General features: G+C 51.5%; 19 protein-coding genes and 1 other annotated feature. Of the genes, 17 read left to right on the top strand and 2 right to left on the bottom strand.

What is annotated here, in order from left to right; translation table 11 throughout:
* The first annotated feature begins 15 nt into the window (after positions 1-15).
* The 13 genes from PUT07_RS11065 (at position 16) to PUT07_RS11125 (ending at position 12,859) form a co-directional block, all read left to right on the top strand.
* The gene (locus PUT07_RS11065) at positions 16-807 is read left to right on the top strand and encodes a segregation and condensation protein A (protein ID WP_274468029.1); all 792 of its coding nucleotides are present in this window, start codon (positions 16-18) and stop codon (positions 805-807) included.
* A complete protein-coding gene (scpB, locus tag PUT07_RS11070) occupies positions 791-1,390 on the top strand; it encodes an SMC-Scp complex subunit ScpB (protein WP_274469292.1) in 600 nt (199 codons plus the stop codon). Before PUT07_RS11065 ends, scpB begins: the two co-directional genes overlap by 17 nt.
* A gap of 94 nt (positions 1,391-1,484) precedes the next feature.
* Positions 1,485-2,192 carry a DUF2953 domain-containing protein gene (locus PUT07_RS11075; protein ID WP_274468030.1) on the top strand — a complete coding sequence of 236 codons (708 nt, stop codon included), beginning with the start codon at positions 1,485-1,487 and terminating at the stop codon, positions 2,190-2,192.
* Positions 2,193-2,307: 115 nt separating this feature from the next.
* Positions 2,308-2,802 carry a GerW family sporulation protein gene (ytfJ, locus tag PUT07_RS11080; protein ID WP_274468031.1) on the top strand — a complete coding sequence of 165 codons (495 nt, stop codon included), beginning with the start codon at positions 2,308-2,310 and terminating at the stop codon, positions 2,800-2,802.
* 661 nt (positions 2,803-3,463) lie between these two features.
* Complete coding sequence (locus PUT07_RS11085) at positions 3,464-4,657, top strand: D-alanyl-D-alanine carboxypeptidase family protein (protein ID WP_379239651.1); 1,194 nt, start codon at positions 3,464-3,466, stop codon at positions 4,655-4,657.
* Positions 4,658-4,692: 35 nt separating this feature from the next.
* A complete protein-coding gene (locus PUT07_RS11090) occupies positions 4,693-5,292 on the top strand; it encodes a nucleoside recognition domain-containing protein (protein WP_274468032.1) in 600 nt (199 codons plus the stop codon).
* Positions 5,293-5,298: 6 nt separating this feature from the next.
* A complete protein-coding gene (locus tag PUT07_RS11095) occupies positions 5,299-5,832 on the top strand; it encodes a spore maturation protein (RefSeq protein WP_274468033.1) in 534 nt (177 codons plus the stop codon).
* Between the two features lie 61 nt (positions 5,833-5,893).
* Complete coding sequence (locus PUT07_RS11100; RefSeq protein WP_274468035.1) at positions 5,894-6,640, top strand: pseudouridine synthase; 747 nt, start codon at positions 5,894-5,896, stop codon at positions 6,638-6,640.
* Positions 6,641-6,728: 88 nt separating this feature from the next.
* Positions 6,729-7,262: a redoxin domain-containing protein gene (locus PUT07_RS11105; RefSeq protein WP_274468036.1), complete on the top strand. Its 534-nt coding sequence runs from the start codon at positions 6,729-6,731 to the stop codon at positions 7,260-7,262.
* A 31-nt stretch (positions 7,263-7,293) separates the two neighbouring features.
* Positions 7,294-8,955, top strand: coding sequence for a cytochrome c biogenesis protein ResB (gene resB / locus PUT07_RS11110; RefSeq protein ID WP_274468037.1), 1,662 nt, complete (start codon positions 7,294-7,296; stop codon positions 8,953-8,955).
* Entirely contained in the window at positions 8,952-10,211 is a 1,260-nt protein-coding gene (ccsA, locus tag PUT07_RS11115; RefSeq protein ID WP_274468038.1) for a cytochrome c biogenesis protein CcsA, read from the top strand. Before resB ends, ccsA begins: the two co-directional genes overlap by 4 nt.
* 37 nt (positions 10,212-10,248) lie before the next feature.
* Positions 10,249-10,962: a response regulator transcription factor gene (locus PUT07_RS11120; protein WP_274468039.1), complete on the top strand. Its 714-nt coding sequence runs from the start codon at positions 10,249-10,251 to the stop codon at positions 10,960-10,962.
* 1 nt (position 10,963) lies between these two features.
* Complete coding sequence (locus PUT07_RS11125; protein WP_274468040.1) at positions 10,964-12,859, top strand: ATP-binding protein; 1,896 nt, start codon at positions 10,964-10,966, stop codon at positions 12,857-12,859.
* Between the two features lie 132 nt (positions 12,860-12,991).
* Here PUT07_RS11125 and serA read toward each other — a convergent pair whose 3' ends face one another.
* On the bottom strand, positions 12,992-14,572 hold the full coding sequence (gene serA / locus PUT07_RS11130; RefSeq protein WP_274468041.1) for a phosphoglycerate dehydrogenase: 1,581 nt from the start codon (positions 14,570-14,572) through the stop codon (positions 12,992-12,994).
* 75 nt (positions 14,573-14,647) lie between these two features.
* Positions 14,648-14,879, bottom strand: a binding site (T-box leader).
* A 246-nt stretch (positions 14,880-15,125) separates the two neighbouring features.
* Here serA and PUT07_RS11135 point away from each other — a divergent pair.
* Positions 15,126-15,449, top strand: a complete 324-nt coding sequence (locus PUT07_RS11135) for a rhodanese-like domain-containing protein (RefSeq protein WP_274468042.1) — start codon at positions 15,126-15,128, stop codon at positions 15,447-15,449.
* Positions 15,450-15,500: 51 nt separating this feature from the next.
* On the opposite strand, the gene PUT07_RS11140 is transcribed toward PUT07_RS11135, so the two are convergent.
* On the bottom strand, positions 15,501-16,421 hold the full coding sequence (locus PUT07_RS11140) for a hypothetical protein (RefSeq protein ID WP_274468043.1): 921 nt from the start codon (positions 16,419-16,421) through the stop codon (positions 15,501-15,503).
* Between the two features lie 84 nt (positions 16,422-16,505).
* Between PUT07_RS11140 and PUT07_RS11145 the strand changes: the two genes are divergently transcribed.
* The 3 genes from PUT07_RS11145 (at position 16,506) to PUT07_RS11155 (ending at position 19,091) form a co-directional block, all read left to right on the top strand.
* Entirely contained in the window at positions 16,506-17,117 is a 612-nt protein-coding gene (locus PUT07_RS11145; protein WP_274468044.1) for a CPBP family intramembrane glutamic endopeptidase, read from the top strand.
* A complete protein-coding gene (locus tag PUT07_RS11150; protein WP_274468045.1) occupies positions 17,114-17,329 on the top strand; it encodes a hypothetical protein in 216 nt (71 codons plus the stop codon). Before PUT07_RS11145 ends, PUT07_RS11150 begins: the two co-directional genes overlap by 4 nt.
* Before the next feature lie 106 nt (positions 17,330-17,435).
* On the top strand, positions 17,436-19,091 hold the full coding sequence (locus PUT07_RS11155; protein WP_274468046.1) for a stalk domain-containing protein: 1,656 nt from the start codon (positions 17,436-17,438) through the stop codon (positions 19,089-19,091).
* The last annotated feature ends 6 nt before the right edge of the window (positions 19,092-19,097 follow it).

Consider the following 19,097-nt stretch of genomic DNA (forward strand, 5'->3'; position numbering starts at 1 on the left):
CAAGGGGGAGAAAAAATGAAAGTTACTTATAAGCTGGAAGCTTTTGAAGGCCCCCTTGATCTCTTGCTTCATCTTATCGATAAAAATGAACTTGACATTTATAATATTCCGATCAAAGAAATCACGGAGCAATACTTAGAGTACGTACAAGCCATGCAGGAATTCGAACTGGAAGTGACGAGCGAATTTCTCGTGATGGCTGCGACGCTGCTTTCGATTAAGAGCAAAATGCTGCTGCCTAAGCCGCCTGTGATCGATGAGTTCGACGAATATTTTGACGATATGGAAGACGAATTGGATCCGCGAGCTGAACTTGTCGCCAAGCTGATCGAGTACCGGAAGTACAAATCCATTGCGGACATGCTCCGGGACAAAGAGGTGGAGCGAAGCCAGGTCTATACGCGCGAGCCGGAAGATTTGACGCCGTTCCTGCAGCAGGTGCAGGAGAATCCGGTGGAAGGATTGGATGTCGCCGATTTGTTGTATGCGTTTCAGCGTACGCTGCGCAAGCTGGCGAACCGGAACGTCGTTACCCGGATTCGCCGGGATGAAATTTCCGTGAAAGAGCGGATTCGCGAGGTCGTGGACTTGCTTAGAGTTCGCGGCGGCAAGCTGCTTTTCTCCAAGCTGTTTGATTACGAAATGACGCGGGAAGAAATTGTCGTCACGTTCCTGGCGATTCTCGAGCTGATGAAGATGAAGAGAGTCGTCTGTTATCAATACCGGTTGTTCGAAGATATCGTCATTCAAGCTAAAGAGGAGGATTCCATTGACACTCAATTTTCAACAGATGAAATCGATTATTGAAGGATTGCTCTTTGCCTCTGGTGACGAAGGTTTGGATGCCAAACAAATCGCCGAGGTCATGGATCTGGATGCCTATCTGGTACGCGATCTCATCAAGGATATGCGAACGGATTTCAAGCGCAAGCACCGCGGGATACAGATCGTGGAGGTAGCCGGCGCCTACCAGTTGACTACGCTGTCCGAGCATGCCCCCTACTTCGAACGATTGGCTTATACGCCATCCCGTTCATCTTTATCGCAAGCTGCGCTTGAAACTTTATCGATTATTGCCTATAAGCAGCCCATTACAAGGGTGGAGATAGAAGAAATTCGCGGCGTGAAATGCGACCGTGCCCTCGCTACCTTGACGAGCAAGGATCTGATTATTGAAGTCGGACGAGCCGATGCGGTAGGGAAACCGATTTTGTACGGAACGTCCAAACAATTTCTGGAGTATTTTGGCCTTAGTTCAATTAGTGAACTGCCGGATACGGCGAACTTCCAAGGGGAGTTCGATCTGGAAGAAGAGACGCGCATGTTATTTGACCGGATCGGAGATCAGAAGCAGCTCACGTTGGACGACGTAACGGAAGAAACCGAATAGGAAGAAATGCATTTCATTTCCTTCAGATGCTCATACTAACTCCACGTGCCGGAAACACATTTCCAGCCGTGGATTTTTTTTGTTAAGGAGGAGAATGGGGTTGTTGTGGGTTGCGCTTATCATTGTTGTAGTTCTCATGGTCATCCTCATAGTGCTATTAAGCTTCATCCGGGGAGAATTTTATTTCTCCAGGGTCAAGGATAATGACACTCTTTCTGTGGAAGTGCGTGCGCTTTTTGGGCTAGTCCGCTATCGATACGTCATTCCCATTATACAGTTCAAAGGATTTACGAAAGGGATTCTGATCAAATCCGAGGTCGTCTCCAAAGCGGAAGCGAAGCTGAAAGATGAAAGCAAGGATCACATTACCAAAGAGAAAGTGATCACCTACTTCAAGGAAGCCAAAGACGCGCTTGTACATACGTTGAATCTGTATGATTGGATGAAACAGACGCTCGCCAAAGTTCAGTGTACGGAGCTGAAGTGGATCACCCGCCTCGGGATCGGCGATGCGCCGGAAACCGCCATTACGACGGGAATCGTATGGGGGATCAAATCTTCGCTGCTCGGTTTTACGATGCGGTATGTTCAGTTAAAGGCAACGCCGCGGATCGATGTCATTCCGCAATTCAATGAGAAAATTTTCTCCACCGAGGTGCGAGTGGCGGGTAGAATCCGCGTGTGGCATGTGATGTTTGCTGGGGTCAGACTTATGGCCAGAGCCTCCAAAGTGAAAGGCGGTATCCGGACGTGGATCAAATTAGCGCTCAAAGCGAGGTCCAGACTCAAAACTGCGTCGTGATGTACATAAGGCTATTCCTCTAAGGGCACTCTAATAAAGAACCAATCTTGGTCTTTGATGTTTATACGTAGAGTGCCAGCTTTGCCAGGAGATAACGCTAAGGAGGAGTACACACATGTCAGAACATCCAATTCAAGGCCTTATGAAAGTCGCCATGGAAAATATTAAAGAAATGGTTGACGTGAACACGATTGTGGGCGATCCGGTAGAGACGCCCGATGGCAGTGTCATCATGCCGATCTCCAAAGTTGGATTCGGCTTCGCTGCCGGCGGCAGTGAGTTCGTGACCGACTCCGAAATTGAGATTGAGGGCGGCACGATTAATAAAAGCGATGCACTGAACGCGAAAGTCGCTCTTCCGTTCGGCGGCGGCAGCGGCGGCGGGGTATCGATTACGCCAATCGCCTTCCTCGTCGTCGGAAAGAACGGCGTGAAAGTCGTTCCGCTTGACAACCAGACCCATATTCTTGAGCGCTTGATCGATTCCGCGCCGCAAGTTGTGGACCGGATTCAGTCGATGGTGAAAGGCTTCAATGCCAAATCCGGCACGATCGGTTCCACGGGGACAAACAATGTGACGAATATCGAGAACCAAAATTTTATCGTGTAATCGGGCTCGAGCTGCTTCATGCAGCTGCTCGCCCAAGAAGATCCTTGCCCAGTGGTGGGCAGGGATCTTTTTTGAGGTATAGATGATTAAAGAACATTTTGAGAAGAAGCATAAGATCGGACCGTCAGGGCGATATTCCCTGACGGTTTTTCTTAAGATATAAGAATTTATAAGTTTTGGGGTGACCGGGAGGTTACCCCTTATTTAAACTGCGGCGGGGCGAGGGAGCCGAGCTTTTCTTGGTCAGCCGCAGGTCGTAACTGGAATTTCTCCCGTTATTCGCGAGAAAATTAGCCCAGTTGTACGAATGAAGGGAATTCCTCCCGTTCATTCATCCCCATTTCGCGTAAAGGCTGCGAGTACGGGCTGAATAACGGCAGGAATTCCTGTAATTCAGCATTCGAGCATCCGCCAGGCAGCATTTAACAGGAGAAATTCCCGCTATGGGCGGGACTCTCGGTAGAGGCTTGGCTCTCTTAGAGGAGTCGAGCTTTCTTGCAGGTTGAAGGCAGTGCTGCGGCTAATGGACTGACGTGCGAGGGGTACCGGGTCAGTCGGTCGATCGTCCTCACTTCCGTTTAGAGGACATATCCCGATTTTCCAAGCATATACTTGTACAAAGTTGTGTCTTGTCCAATAGTTTCGTAGTAGGGGGATTTCCATGAAGAAACGAATCAGATTCATCCTCATGTACAGCACCTTGATAGCTCTATTGTTGGCTCCGTGGGCGCAGGTGGAAGCGGCGCCTCCGGGCATAAGCACCCATGCGGTCGGCGCCTCGCTCATTGACGTGGAATCGGGCCGAATCCTCTACAGCCAAAAAGGGGACACGCCTATGCGCATCGCATCGTTGACGAAAATTATGACCGCGATCATCGCGATTGAACAAGGCAAATTGAACGATATGGTGAAAGTGAGCAAAAATGCGTACGGCAAGGAAGGCTCCTCGATCTACTTGAAGCTTGGTGAGGAGATGCGCATGCACGACATGCTCTACGGTTTGATGCTGCGCTCGGGCAATGATGCGGCCACTGCGATTGCCGAGCACGTCGGAGGGAGTGTCGAGGGCTTCGTTTACTTGATGAACGAAAAAGCCCGGATGCTGGGGATGGAGAACTCCCATTTCACGAATCCGTCCGGTCTTGACGAGGGCGAGGGGCATCGCGCTTCACCGAACGATATGGCGCGGCTTACGGCCTATGCGCTCAAAAATCCGGTGTTCAAGGAAATTGTGTCCACGAAGCTCAAAAAAGTGCCGAATCCGAATGAAGCTTGGGATTATTCGTGGTTGAACAAGAACAAGATGCTCTCGCTCTTCGAAGGCGCGGATGGAGTGAAGACAGGCTATACGAAGCTGGCGAAGCGTTGCCTGGTCTCTTCTGCGACGAGGGACGGGCAACAGCTTGCCGTCGTGACCCTGAACGATGGCGACGATTGGGCCGATCATGCTCGATTGCTGCAGTACGGCTTCACTTATTTCCCGCTGCAGACGATCGTGAAGAAGGGGGAGGCCGTAGAGGGCACGCCATGGGTCGCCGGCCGAACGTTTTCCTATCCGTTAGCGGAAGGGGAAGCAGCCCGGCTGACTCGCAAAGTAACGCTGGTCGATCCGAATACGATGGATTATCGCTTGGCGGAGCGGGGAACGATGCAGTATTCGCTCGGCTCCCAGCTGATTCAGACGATCCCGATGTACGATAAAGGCAGCCCGCTGCTGCAAGCACAAAGCCAATCTGCGTTTTCCTTCCAAGAAAGCGGTCCGTACAAGGAGACGCTGCTTGAGCACTATGGCCTGATTTGCCGGACACTGATTCAGGAGCTGTTTTCGGTATCCCGATCGGAATGGGCAGACTAAATGGAGCTTTACCTAAGCGATAAGGAGGCCATCATATGGTGAACTGGATTTGGTTGTTTTTCATTGTCGTCGGCTTCGTCGTCGCGGCGCTGAACGGGAACGTGGAGGCAGTCACCCAGGCCGCCTTCGACGGTGCCAAGAGCGGTGTCACGGTTTGTTTCGGGCTGATCAGCGTGCTTGTCTTCTGGATGGGCATGATGCGGATCGCCGAGGACGCCGGTCTCTTGAGGAAGCTGGCCAAGCTTCTTCAGCCGGCTGTGCGCTTTCTATTCCCTAGCGTGCCGAAGGATCATCCCGCTATCGGCTATATCATGTCAAACATGAGCGCCAATATTCTCGGGCTTGGCAATGCGGCGACTCCCATGGGGATCAAGGCGATGCAGGAGCTGCAGAAGCTGAATGATGACAAAGAAACGGCAAGCACGGCCATGTGTACGCTGCTTGCATTGAATACGTCCAGCATTACGCTCATCCCGACGACGCTGATAGCCATAAGGATGAGTTACAACTCCGTCAATCCTGCGGAGATCGTTGGGACGACGCTGATTGCCACGATCATCTCGACAGCAGCCGCAATCTTTGTGGATCGCTGGTACCGAAGGTCTCGTTCTCCCATCCCTCCGTTGAAAGGGTGATTCCGTATGTATGCCTTCGTATCGCTCATCTCCTCATGGGCTATTCCCGTCATGATTGTATTCATCCCGCTATATGCCGCTTACCGGAAAGTGCCTGTGTACGAGTCGTTCGTTGACGGAGCGAAGGAAGGCTTCGATACGGCGATCAAAATCATTCCCCATCTCGTCGGGATGATGGTTGCGATTTCGGTCTTCCGCGCTTCGGGGGCGATGGATTTATTGCTGGGCTGGATGCGCCCTTTCTTTCAGAGCATCGGCGTACCGACCGAGGTGCTGCCGCTGGCTATCTTGCGACCGATCACAGGGGCAGGCTCGCTCGCGTTCACGACGGATCTGATCGAACAGTTCGGACCCGATTCGATGATCGGACGGATCGCCTCAACGGTTCAAGGAAGCACGGATACGACGCTCTATGTCATAACGGTCTATTTCGGAGCGATCGGAATCCGCAAAGCGAGTTATGCACTGAAGGTCGGGCTCATCTCGGATCTCGTCGGCTTCATCGCCTCGATTATCATCTGCTTTCTGGTATTTACTTAAGTGCCGCCCTTGTGATTTGCAGCCAACTCCGTTATCATAAGCATGAGGTGAAAAGCGGATCATGGAAAGACTGCAAAAAGTGTTAGCCGAAGCGGGGATCGCATCCCGCCGGAAATGTGAAGAGATCATCCTAGCTGGCCGCGTGCAGGTGAACGGGGAAGTTGTAACAACGCTTGGCGTAAAGGTGAACCCGGCTGAGGACGAAATTAAAGTCGATGGACGAGCCATCGGCCAACAGAAGAAGATTTATGTCATTTTACATAAGCCCAAAGGCGTCATTACGAGCGCAACGGATCCGGAGGGCCGTAAAGTAGTCACGGACTTCCTGCCGGGCATCAAGGAACGGGTATATCCGGTCGGACGGTTGGATTATGATACGGAAGGTCTGCTTATCCTTACGAATGACGGCGAATTCGCCCATTTGCTGACGCATCCGAAGCACCATGTGCCCAAAACGTATCAAGCTACGGTCAAAGGCGTTCCGCACGGTACGTTATTAGACAAGCTCAAAACGGGCATACAATTGGAAGACGGGATGACGGCGCCGGCCGAGGTGGAGTATGCGGATGTGAATTTGGACAAGAATGAATCGACAATCGAGATCACGATCTATGAAGGCAGGAATCGACAAGTTCGGAGAATGTTCGAGGCGATCAACTTCCCGGTGATCCGGCTCAAGCGCATCAAATTCGGACCGATCTTCCTGACCGGGCTGCCGCGATCGAAGTATCGCCACTTGACGCCCAAAGAGGTTGAGGAGCTTCGAAACGAAGCGTTCAAGACACATAACGTTCAAAAAGGCCAATAAGAATTGGCCTTCTTTTCGTTATAATAAGGATATTACCATATGTTGAAAAAGCTAACATAGCTTAAGAAAAAAGCGAAGGTGATGGACCGTGGGTGCAAGAAAAAAATGGGTACAGATCGGTATTTTCGCGATCGTGCTTGTTATTGGCGTGTTTACCATTATTACCAATTTGTCGGCAGCCGGCGGCAAGAAATATCCGCAGGTCGGCGATAAAGCGACAAATTTCTCGCTTGTCGGACTGGATGGCAAGACGCATGATTTATCGGAATACAAAGGCAAGCCGGTTCTGATCAATTTCTGGGGGACTTTCTGTCCGCCATGCAAGGAAGAGATGCCGGCGCTTCAGAAGCAGTATGACAAATGGAGCAAGGAAGGCGTTGTTTTCCTGGAAGTCAACGTCGACAAGAATAAAGTTACCGTACAGAGCTTCATGGACCAATACAGTTTGAATATGCCGGTTCTGCTGGACGCGAAGGAAGTCGTGCGCAAGCAATACGGCGTCATGGACTACCCGACGACGTTCTTCATCGGCAAGGACGGGAAGGTCGCCGTGAAAAAAATCGGTCAAATGACAGAGCCGTTTATCGATGAGACGCTGGCGCAGCTTGCAGGCAAGTCGTAGAAACGGTTCATAGAGTTATCGGGAGGTCGTCATGTTTTACAACACCAAATGCGATTGTGGGCATCAGAATCCCACCGGCACAACGCTCTGCGAATCTTGCGGCAATCCGCTGATTGATAGCGAAGGCCGAGATATTCTGGAAATGCGTTATGACGGGATGGCCCGCCGTTCACAGAAATCGAATCCCTCTCTGCTGGATAAAGTCTGGAATTTCTTCTCCTCGGTTAAAATAGCGGTATGGATCATTTTCATAACGCTCCTGGCGTCGGCTGTGGGAACGATCTATCCCCAAGAAAATACGTTCCTGGATATGGACCCTGCCCAATACTATGCGCAAAGCTACGGAAAGCTGGGGACGATCTATTATCAGCTCGGCTTTTCACATACGTTTAGTTCGTGGTGGTTCATCACCCTCTTGTTCATGATCGGTACTTCCCTCGTCATCTGTTCTCTGGACCGGGTGCTGCCGCTTTACCGGGCTTTATCGAAGCAGCAAATCCGCAAGCATCTCAATTTCTTGACGAGACAGAAAGTGACGCTCGCCGCAGAGCTGCCTCCAGGCACGAATGAAACCGAATGGACGAATCAGTTCGGGGCAATTTTGCGCAAAAAAAACTACCGCGTACATACGGACGGATCGGCGCTGCTTGCGGAGAAATACCGTTTCAGCCGTTGGGGCCCTTATATCAATCATATCGGGCTGATTATTTTTCTCTTAGGCGTGCTTATGCGGAGCATCCCCGGTTGGCACATGGATGAATACATGGGCGTTCTCGAAGGGGAAACGAAACAAATTCCGCATACGTCTTATTTTATCAAGAATGAGAAGTTCACGTTAGAGCTTTATGATGAGAAGGAATTGCCGGAAAGCGTGAAGGCCAAAGGGCAGGTGGTCGCGAAGACGTATGAAACCAAAGCTGTCCTGTACCACTGTTCGGCCAATTGCGATGATCCCACCAAGGAACCGGTTCTGGAAGAAGTGCACAAAGCCGATATTTTGGTGAATCATCCTTTGAGTTACAAAGGCTTGCAAGCGTATCAATTTGATTATAAATACGCACCGCTGCTCATCTCGGTGAAGCCGACCCTGAGCAATCCGGCAACGGGAGAGCAGTACGGCAGTTTCGAGCTGCCGATGAACAACCCGAAGGATGTCTACAAGGTCGGCCCGTACACGCTGACGCTGAAAGGCTACTTCCCGGAATTCGGTCTCGAGAAGGGACAGCCGATTTCCAAGTCCAACGAGCCGAAGGCGCCGGCGTTTATTTTCTCGATTACCGGTCCGGGTCTTGCGGCCGCCGGCGAACCGTATTTGTATTTCCCGAGACAGATCGATAAAGAAGCATTCTCGCAGGATACCATTAACGGTGCGGTCGCCCAGAAGCTGAAGCTGTCCGTCGGTTCGATGGAAGGCGTGAAGCTGTCCGAATATACGACGTATTTGAATCTTCGGGTGGACAAGGCGATGCCGTATATTTGGGTTGGTTCCGCGATCTTCATGATCGGGGTCATTATGGGCTTCTACTGGCAGCACCGCCGCATTTGGATCCGCATTGACGGAGGCAAGCTAACGCTTGGCGGACATACGAATAAGAACTGGTTCGGTTTGCGCAACGAGGTTGCCGCAGCCTTGAAGAAAAATCATATCGAAGTATTGCCGAAATCATTAGATAATGGAGGGAATCAGGGGTGAATCTCAATTCCGTCAGCAGCACCTTTTTGCTTATCGCCTTCTTCGTTTACCTGGTTGCGTTTCTGCTATTCGTCCTGTCGATCACAGGGAAGAAATGGAGCAACAGAGATCCGGAGAAGCATCAGAAACAATGGGGGTTCGTCGCCTACCTGACCGCTGTACTCGGTTTTGCGTGCCAAGTCACCTTCTTCTTCACGAGATGGGCGGAAGCGGGGCATATCCCAACCTCCAATATGTATGAATTCATGACGTTCTTAGGCATGATGATCATGTTTGCCTTCTTGATCGTCTACCTGATCTATCGTACGCCGGTGCTGGGGATCTTCGCCTTGCCGATCGGCTTCATCATCATCGCTTACGCCTCGGTGTTCCCGAGCGAAGTTCAGCCGTTAATACCGGCTCTGCAAAGCTACTGGCTCAAAATTCACGTGACCACGGCGGCAGCCGGCGAGGCGTTCTTCGGAGTCGGTTTTGCCGGCGGGCTCATGTACCTCTTGCGTGCGGTTGACTACAAAGGAACTTCCGAGACCGACAAACGCGAGCAGAGGGGCGTCGAGCTTACGCTCTTTTTCATCTTGATGCTGGTCGCCTTCATCGCGTCTATTTTCACATTCAACGGGTCCGGCTATAAAGCGGTATTCGCCAAAGAAGTGGTCGTCGTGGATGCGCAAGGCCAGCAGCAAACGAATACGACGAATGAAACGTATGTACTGCCGCCTATCGTGCAGCCTTACGACACGAAAGTTGTAGAAATGAAGCCGTTTCTCGGCATGACCGAGCCTCTATTCACGGCGCCGTCCTGGATGGAAGGCGCAAGCGCAGGCCGTAAGCTGAATACGGTCATCTGGTCGGTACTCGGCGGGCTAGTGCTGTACGTTTTAGCACGGCTCGTCGCCCGCAAGCCATTGGGCGCTGCGATCGGTCCGGTCGTGAAAGGCATGGATCCCGAGGATCTCGATGAGATCTCTTACAGGGCGATTGCGATCGGCTATCCGATCTTTACGCTGGGCGCATTGATTTTCGCTATGATTTGGGCGCAGGAGGCCTGGGGCCGCTTCTGGGGCTGGGATCCCAAAGAGGTGTGGGCGCTTATCACCTGGCTATTCTACGCGGTGTTCCTGCACCTTCGCTTGTCCAAAGGGTGGCAGGGCAAGAAATCCGCTTGGCTCACGGTCATTGGCTTTATCGTGGTTATGTTTACGTTAGTTGGGGTAAACCTTGTTATTGCAGGGCTGCACTCCTATGCAGGTGTATAATTCATCGAACTTAATTCAGAGAAGGATGTGAAGCTCCATGGAAATGAAAGCCAGCATACTCGTAGTTGATGATGAAGAACGGATTCGCCGGCTGCTGCGCATGTATTTGGAGAAAGAAGGCTATATCATCGAAGAGGCGGAAGACGGCGAATCCGCGCTGCGCATGGCGACGGAAACGGATTATGACCTCGTGCTGCTCGATGTGATGCTTCCCGGCATCGACGGCATTGAAGTGTGCGCGCGCCTGCGTCAGGTGAAGTCTACGCCGGTTATTATGCTGACGGCCAAAGGGGAGGAGACGAACAGGGTCTCCGGCTTTGAAGTCGGCGCTGACGACTATGTCGTGAAGCCGTTCTCCCCGCGCGAAGTGATTTACCGGGTCAAAGCGATTCTTCGCCGCTCCTCGGCGACGGCGTACTTGTCGAAGGATGCGAGTTCCAGCAACAATATCGTGTTCCCGAACTTGATTATCGAGCACGACGCTCACCGGGTAACGGCAGGCGGGCAGGAAGTGGCGTTGACTCCGAAGGAGTACGAGCTGCTGCACTACTTGGCCGTATCGCCGGACAAAGTGTTCTCGCGTGAAGAATTGCTCAAGGATGTATGGAACTATGAGTTTTTCGGAGATCTGCGGACGGTGGATACCCACGTGAAGAGACTCCGTGAAAAATTAAACAAAGTTTCCCCGGACGCTGCAGCGATGATTACGACGGTATGGGGAGTAGGCTATAAGCTAGAGGTGCCGAAATAACGTGTTTATTTTCAGAAGCGTCGTAGGTAAGCTGTGGCTCACGATCATTGGCCTAGTTGGGGTAGTACTGCTCATACTAGGTCTTTTTCTTGTCAATTATATGGGAAATTATTTTTCACAGGCCAAAGATCAGAAAGAGAACATGGAGAAGCTGGCCCGGAATTTCTCGGAGGAAGCTTCCCATCACATGTACAACGAGCAGTTTTATCAATTAAGCAACGAATTATTGAGCTTTCAAGACGCCAAGATGCTTGTCATTTCCACGGATATGAAAGAAATGATCATGCCTTCGACGCAGTCATCCACCCTTGACAGCTTCCATGCGACGGACTTCTATACGGAAGCCGAGCTTCGCCAAGTGTTTAGCGGTCAAAGCATCGGGAAGCAGATTCACAAGTCGGGTAAAGGCCGCTTCGATAACGGGGATATGTACCTTGTTGTCGCAGTGCCGCTGCGAAATCTACAGGGGAATATCGTAGGGGCGACCTTGATTTATCAATCGCTGCAGTCGCTTGAAGCGACGCAAGCATACATGCTGCGGCTGTTCATCTATGTCTCGATCGTCGGCTTCCTCATGACGACGTCCTTCGCGTTCTTCCTGTTCTCGCGAATTACAAGGCCGCTGCAGCAATTGAAGAAAGCGGCGGATTTCATTACGATGGGCGAGTATGGCACGAGAGTGCCCATCGTGTCCAAAGACGAGATCGGCGAGCTTGCCAAAACGTTCAATCATATGGGCGAGAAAATGCAGGAAAGCATCCGCGCGCTGTCCCAGGAGAAGGAGCACTTGTCAAGCATCTTGCACAGTATGACGGACGCCGTGATTACGCTTGATGCGAACGGCTCCGTGATGCTGACGAATCCCCAAGGGGAGAAGATCGTGCAGGAGTGGAGCGAGATTGAATGGTCCGAGGACGAGGAAGAAACGAGGCGGTTCCGCAAGCCGGATACGGCCCTTGGCGATTGGGGCTTGGTAAGCTACAGCAACCCGTATCTGATTCCGATTCCGGTGCCGCTCATTCCGCTGTTCGAGGCGGTCGTCGACGAGTCCAAGGAAGCCGCCACGAAGATTCACGTCCAGAACAGCGTCTGGTCCGTTGCCATGACGCCGCTCTATACGAGCGAGCAGAGTGAGCAGGTGCGCGGCGCCGTAGCCGTTCTTCGTAACGTAACGGAGGAGGAGCTCCTCGATAAGATGCGTAAAGACTTCGTGGCGAACGTATCGCACGAGCTGCGTACGCCGATCTCGATGCTGCAGGGCTATAGCGAAGCCCTGCTCGACGATATCCCCTCCACGCCGGAGGAGCGCGTGGAGCTGGTGCAAGTCATTCACGACGAGTCGCTCCGCATGGGACGTCTCGTCCGCGACCTGCTCGATCTGGCCCGGATGGAGGCCGGCCATCTCGAGATGGTGTTCAGGGAGGTCGAAGTCGACTCCCTGTTGAAGCGGATGCAGCGCAAGTTCCAGGTGCTGGCCAAAGAGCGCGGCATCGCACTGAATCTGGCGCTGCCGGAAGAGCCGCTCATCCTCAGCCGTGCGGATGAGGACCGGCTGGAGCAGGTGCTGACGAACCTGCTCGATAATGCCTTCCGGCATACGGGCTCCGGAGCGCGTATTGCCATGAAGGGAGAGCAGGCAGCGTATAAGGGCAAGCCTGCGATCCGGATCGAAGTGTCCGACGAAGGACAGGGCATTCCGGCCGACGACCTGCCGTTCATCTTCGAGCGCTTCTACAAGGCGGATAAGGCCCGCACACGCGGTTCGTCCGGAGGAACGGGACTGGGGCTTGCTATCGTCAGGAACATCGTAGAGGCTCATTACGGCCTTGTCACGGCGCAAAGCGCAGTAGGCCAAGGGACGACCTTTACGCTGCTGCTGCCATGTCAGCCGAAATAACACTTTTGTCACAATTTCGACATAAAATAGGCGTTTGCTGGAGGTTTTCTCCGCAAACGCCTTTTCATTTTGTAGAATATTCAGACAAAATCTTGTTGTTCGTGAAACACTTTGAACCTTAAGCCTTCGGCTTTACACCGTCAGAGCGCGAACATTCACGATTTCGGCTTGTTTGGTCAGCTCAGCCAATACTTCGGAAGGAGCTGGTTTATCGATGGTCAGCAGCATGATGGCAGAGCCGCCGATCACCTTACGTCCGACCTGCATGGTCGCGATGTTCACATTGTTGCTGCCGAGAAGCGTTCCTACACGACCGATGATACCCGGTTTATCGTTGTGGGAGATGAGCAGCAGATTGCCTTCAGGGGAGAAGTCAACCGGATATTGGTCGATGCGTACAATGCGCTCTCCATAGCCGGCCAGTAATGTACCGGCAAGTGTTTTCTCTTCTTGTTTCGTTTTGACCGTAACGGTAACGAGATTCGTGAAGGAGCTCGCTGTGTTCGATTTCTGAACGACGATGTTGACATCCCGCGATTTCGCCAAGTGCATGGCATTGACGATGTTGACGCCTTCCAGTTGATTTTCGAACACACCTTTGACGATATAACGATTTAATTGGCCTGTATCCACATCCATCAGGTCGCCGGCATAGTTAACGACGATTTCGTATACGGCGCCTTGGGTGATTTGGCCAAGGATGGAGCCGATTTTTTCGCCGAGACCGAAGTAAGGCTGCAGCTTGCTTAAGACGTTCGGTGCGACCGGAGGCAAGTTCACCGCGTTTTTGAACGGCTCGTTGCGCAGAATATGAAGCACTTCCTCGGAAACGTCGATCGCAACGTTCTCTTGAGCTTCAATTGTCGAAGCGCCAAGGTGAGGGGTGACGATGATTTTCGGGTTGTTCAAGAACGGGTGATCCTTCTGCGGAGGCTCCACCTCAAATACGTCGAACGCAGCGCCGGCCACGATGCCTTGATCGATCGCTTCGACCATCGCCATTTCGTCGATGATACCGCCGCGTGCGCAGTTGATGAGGCGCATGCCCGGTTTCATAATTTCGAATTGCGGCTTCGAAATCAGGTGGCGCGTTTCTGGCGTCAGCGGTGTATGCACGGTGATGAAGTCCGCTTTCTGCACGATTTCATTCACGGTTCCAAGCTTAACGCCCAGCTTCTCAGCGCGCTCTTCCGTCAAGAACGGGTCATACCCGATCACTTCCATGCCGAAGACTTTGGCGCGTTTGGCCACTTCGCTTCCGATACGTCCCATACCGAGAATACCGAGTGTTTTGTAGCGAAGCTCAACACCGATAAATTTGCGGTCCCATTCGCCGCCGACCGTTTTCTTGTAGGCTTGCGGAATCATACGCGCAGTGGACATCATCATTGCGAATGTCAGCTCGCAGGTTGCGATGGTGTTGCCGTCCGGCGCATTGATCACGATGATACCGCGTTTGGTTGCAGCTTCCAGATCAATGTTGTCGACGCCGACACCGGCGCGGCCGATAACTTTGAGCTTGCCGGCAGCCGCCATGATTTTCTCGGTTACTTTGGTTTGGCTGCGAACGAGCAGGGCGTCATAGTCGCCGATAATAGCTACAAGCTCATCTTCGGACAGACCTGTTTGTTTGACCACTTCAACATCAGCTGCATCATAAAGCATTTGAATTCCCATGTCACTAATTGGATCGGATACTAGAACCTTGAACATAAATTAGAACCCTCCTTAGAATATGAACATAAAAAAAACTCCCAACCCTCCGGAACAGACACGTAGGTCTATATCCAAAGGGACGAGAGATTGCTTTCGTGGTACCACCCTAGTTCGCCGCCCATTCGCATGGGAAGCCTCAATCGGTCTTGCGACCTGGAACGGTAACGTGTTCCTTGTCCGATTGCATCTACTCATGTTCAATGCAATAACTCTGGAGTGCTCCGCAAAAAGTTCGCTGCCAATTCTCACCACCCATTGGCTCTCTGAATGCTACTTGCTTGCTTGGCTCCGTCAACGCTTTACTGTAATGCAATTTTGATTTTCATTAGATTACCATGCGTTTGAAGTCGTGTCAATACATGTCGAATCATTTTTACAGGAAAAAAATAATTAACTGTCTGGCGCCTGACTCCAAAGCTTTTTGTTTATTTTATAGTAAGCTTGATGAGAAAGCAATGCTATTTTTGCTTGAACTTTGGCTTATAATTCGATATCGTACTGAATAAACAGATGCTGCTCGAATGACAGCAGCCGAAAGGGAGTGCCGAACATGGAAGTAACCAGTATGCATCCGCAGAAGTTTGTCGAAGCTCTGCAGGGGCAGGAATTGAAGAATAGCGTAATTATCGATGTTCGGGAACAGCATGAATGGGACTATTATCATCTGGAGGAGGCTCTTCTCATTCCGATGGGGCAAATTCCGCACCGCTTAGGGGAACTCCCGGATGATAAAGATATTTATCTGGTGTGTGCGCATGGCGTGCGCAGCTATCGGGTGGCGGAGTACTTGCTGGATAACGGCTTCGAGCGCGTCATTAATGTGGATGGCGGCATGGCTGCCGTTGGTATGCTGCGTGGTTTCCAATACGATTGAAGAATACGGAAAGGGAGTTAAGCGAATACGACGCTTAACTCCCTTTCGGCATTAGTTCACATCCGAGAAAAACGGCAATTGCGGCAGCGGTTCGTTCCCGTACCATTTCGCTTTCCCTTTGACGAAGTCGCCGGTTCGCACGGCATTCGTGCTGAGCAGCAGCTCCATCGTCTTATTGACGTCGGCGATGTTCATTTTCTGCACTTGGCCGGAGGCGATAAATTCATCGATGCGGATCGTCAAATCCTGCGGGTAGAACGGAGTGAAGGCTTTGTTTTTCAGCAGCTTGGCCGTTATGTATAAATTTTTGACATTCAGATTCATGGCGCGCCATTGATCCAAATTCGCATTATTGTTGGGATCGAAATTCTCGATATCCGGATCGATCGTGCCGTTCCAAGCTACAATCGCTTCATAATAGTTCTTCTGTGACGTTAGCGCCTGTGTTTTGGCCTCCAGCATATACGCGTCCTTGTTAATCGTGTCGAGCAGCTGCGGGCCGCTCATGCTGTTGGCTTTGGCCTGAAAGTTTTTGAGCGTATCCGCGAACAGCTTCAAGCTTTTGAGATAGCTTTGATGCGATTGCACGAGCAGCGGAGACGACGCCGGCATATTCTTGCCTTGGAGCTCGGTATATTTCTCATCGGCCAGCTTCTGCAGCTCTTTCAGAACGGCGGCGGCATCGACGGTTGAATTGCCGTTCTCGATTTGGCCCATCAGTTCAAACCATTTATTCTGAAATTCCCTAAAGGGCAAAAAGATGGTATGGTAATAAGATACGAGTACCTGCTGGTCGTAAGCTCCGAGTTCCTGCACGACCGCTTTGTCGGCGTTCAGCACTTTTTCGTACTTCTGATCCGATTTCTCCTGGCCGATTTTCAATCCGTAGAAGAAGGCGCCGAGTATACAAACGAGCATAAAGATAAACATGAGGGCGAATAAATAATCAGTGCGGGTAAGACGCTTATCCATAATCAAGCTCCTTATTCTCTCTTTTCATTTAGTATAGGTGAAACAGTTATAAAAGGGAATATGCGAGGAAATGAGGCTGTATCGATGAAAAAATTCGATTTTAAGAATATCCGCTTCGGCAAGGTCGATGTGAATGATCTGAATGACCGAACTTTATTGCTCAATCTGTACATAACCCAACTGCTTACGCTTATTATCGGAATCATCATCGTATTTTTTCAGAGCAATAATAAGATTATTTCGATGTTCACGTTTCAAGGCGGTTATTCGATATTCATATGGGGGAGTTTATTCGCCATTGCCGTGCTCGGTGTCGACGTGCTGATTTCCAGATGGGTGCCTAAAGAAGTGTCGGATGACGGCGGCATCAATGAAATGATTTTCGGCAATCGGCCGCTCTGGCATATCGCAGTCATTTCTTTCATTGTCGCGGTCTGTGAGGAAATCTTGTTTCGCGGTGCGATTCAGCATGCTTGGGGACCTTATTGGACCAGTATCTTGTTCGCGGCTATCCATATTCGGTACTTGCAGCATTGGCTGATGACGGGGATGGTTTTCAGTATCAGCTATGGTCTCGGTTGGATCTATGTGCAGACCGGGAGCCTGTGGACGCCGATCGTCGCCCATTTCATCATAGATTTCGTGATGGGCTGCATACTTCGTTATAGCAAGGAGGAGGAAGAACAGAACGCATGAATGCAGGGGAAAGAATGCCTTCCAGGTCCGGGAGGCGGCCGGTAGAAGCCGAAGAAGATGATACGTATTTACCGCCGCGCAAAGCTGTGCATCCCTCTGAACGGGGGAAATGGACCCGGATTTTTTATCTGATTTTACTCTGGCTGTTTGTCATACTGGTCATTTCATTAACGGTGTGGGGAATCAAATACTCGGATGCATATGCCAGCTAAAATCTCCCAATTGAAGGTAAGTTGTCTATAACTAGCAGAGAAGCTATGATAGATTCATAGTTTCTTTTTTGTTTTTGCTTATTCATAGACAGGAGGATTTATGGAAATGAAGGCCACGTTCTCACGCAAATGGATGACACTTATACAAATGTTGGCGATCACGTTATTGTTCTTATCAAGTTTCACATGGACGGCGAAGCCATCTTATGCGCTCTCTTATGGGTACCAGCCGTACCCGAAGGGGGATGTCGGCATCGCGCGGCCGGACATCGGCGTGAATCTTGAACTGAGCGAAGGGATTTCGCCGCAGAGCTATCATTTTTATTTGAATGATCAGGAGATGAAGATTGCCTATGACCCCGTATCGGTCAAATACGTCTATAAACCGGAAGCTGATCTGGCGCCAGGCAATTATCATGCCCGTTTGACGTTCTCCTTCGATGGCTATGAGCCGGTACAGATTACGTGGGATTTCACGGTTCTGAACAATCCGGTTGCACTCACCACGGTCACGACGCCCGAACAGCAGCAGGGGCTGCAGGCGATTAACGATTACCGCGTTAAGCTGGGGCTGCCGAAAGTGAAGTTCAGCGACGCTCTGAATACAGCGGCCCAGAAGCATGCGCAGTATTTGGCCCGCAATAAGATTGATCCGATTCGAACGTCGGTATCCTTGCACGAGGAAGATGCATCGCTGCCGGGGTCTATCGGCAAGACACTTACGGAACGCATGCAGTATGTCGGTTATACGAGGGCGAGCGGAGAGGACGTTGCCTATAATCGCGTGTCGCTCGTAGAAGCCATCGACAGTCTGTTCGATGCCCCCTATCACCGATCTCCCTTCATGGTGCCGGGACTCGTGGAGGTTGGAGTCTACAAGGAAGGCAATTATCATGTCGTTGAGTTCGGTTTCTCCGACGGTGTGACGCCGGAGCTCGTCGTATCGCCGGGAAGCAATGACGGCTATGTACCGACCGTCTTCGACGGGCACGAGACACCCGATCCGATCCGCATCCACGCCGCAGCGGATTATCCGGTCGGGTACCCGATTATGGCGGCGATTAACGGACCCCGCGTGAAGCGGGTCAGCTTGGACGAAGCGGAGCTGCATGACGAGAGCGGACAGGCCGTCACGTTGTTGAAGAACGAGCCCGGCAAGGACGATCATCTGGACCGAGAGGTGATTCTCCTCCCTGCCAAGCCCCTTGCCTTGGATACCACTTACACGGCCAAAATTAAGCTGACGGCGACGATGGCGGATGGCAGTACGCAGCCGTTTTCGAAGGAATGGTCGTTCCGTACAGAGCCGGTTGCCGGTATGGGCGTGCTTAAGCTGCATCAAGACGCGGCGGCGTACACGCTGCAGATGGGCAACTTCGGACTAAGCCGCAGTCACCTCGTTTCCTTCGGATTGGATGCGGACAAGTACATGGTTGACCTCATTCCCTATCCGATGAAGCAGAAGCCGTACATTCAGGAAGGCACGTCTTATCTATACATCAGGGACCTTGCCGCGGCGCTCGGCGCAACGGTGGAATGGGACGACGCGAAGAAAGCTGCGGTGTACAAGAAAAATGACAAGACGATCATCTTCTATACGAGCCGTAATGCTTATAACCTGAACGGTGTGGAGCATACAACGGATTCTGCGGCGAAGCTCGTCAATGAAACGACGATGATTCCCGTTCGGCTGCTAGCCGAAACGCTGGGTGCGAATGTGTCCTATGTAGAGAGCACGAGAACGGTGAATATCAGCTATTAAACAATG

The sequence above is a fragment of the Paenibacillus sp. MAHUQ-63 genome, from assembly GCF_028765165.1.
GTDB lineage: Bacteria > Bacillota > Bacilli > Paenibacillales > NBRC-103111 > Paenibacillus_E.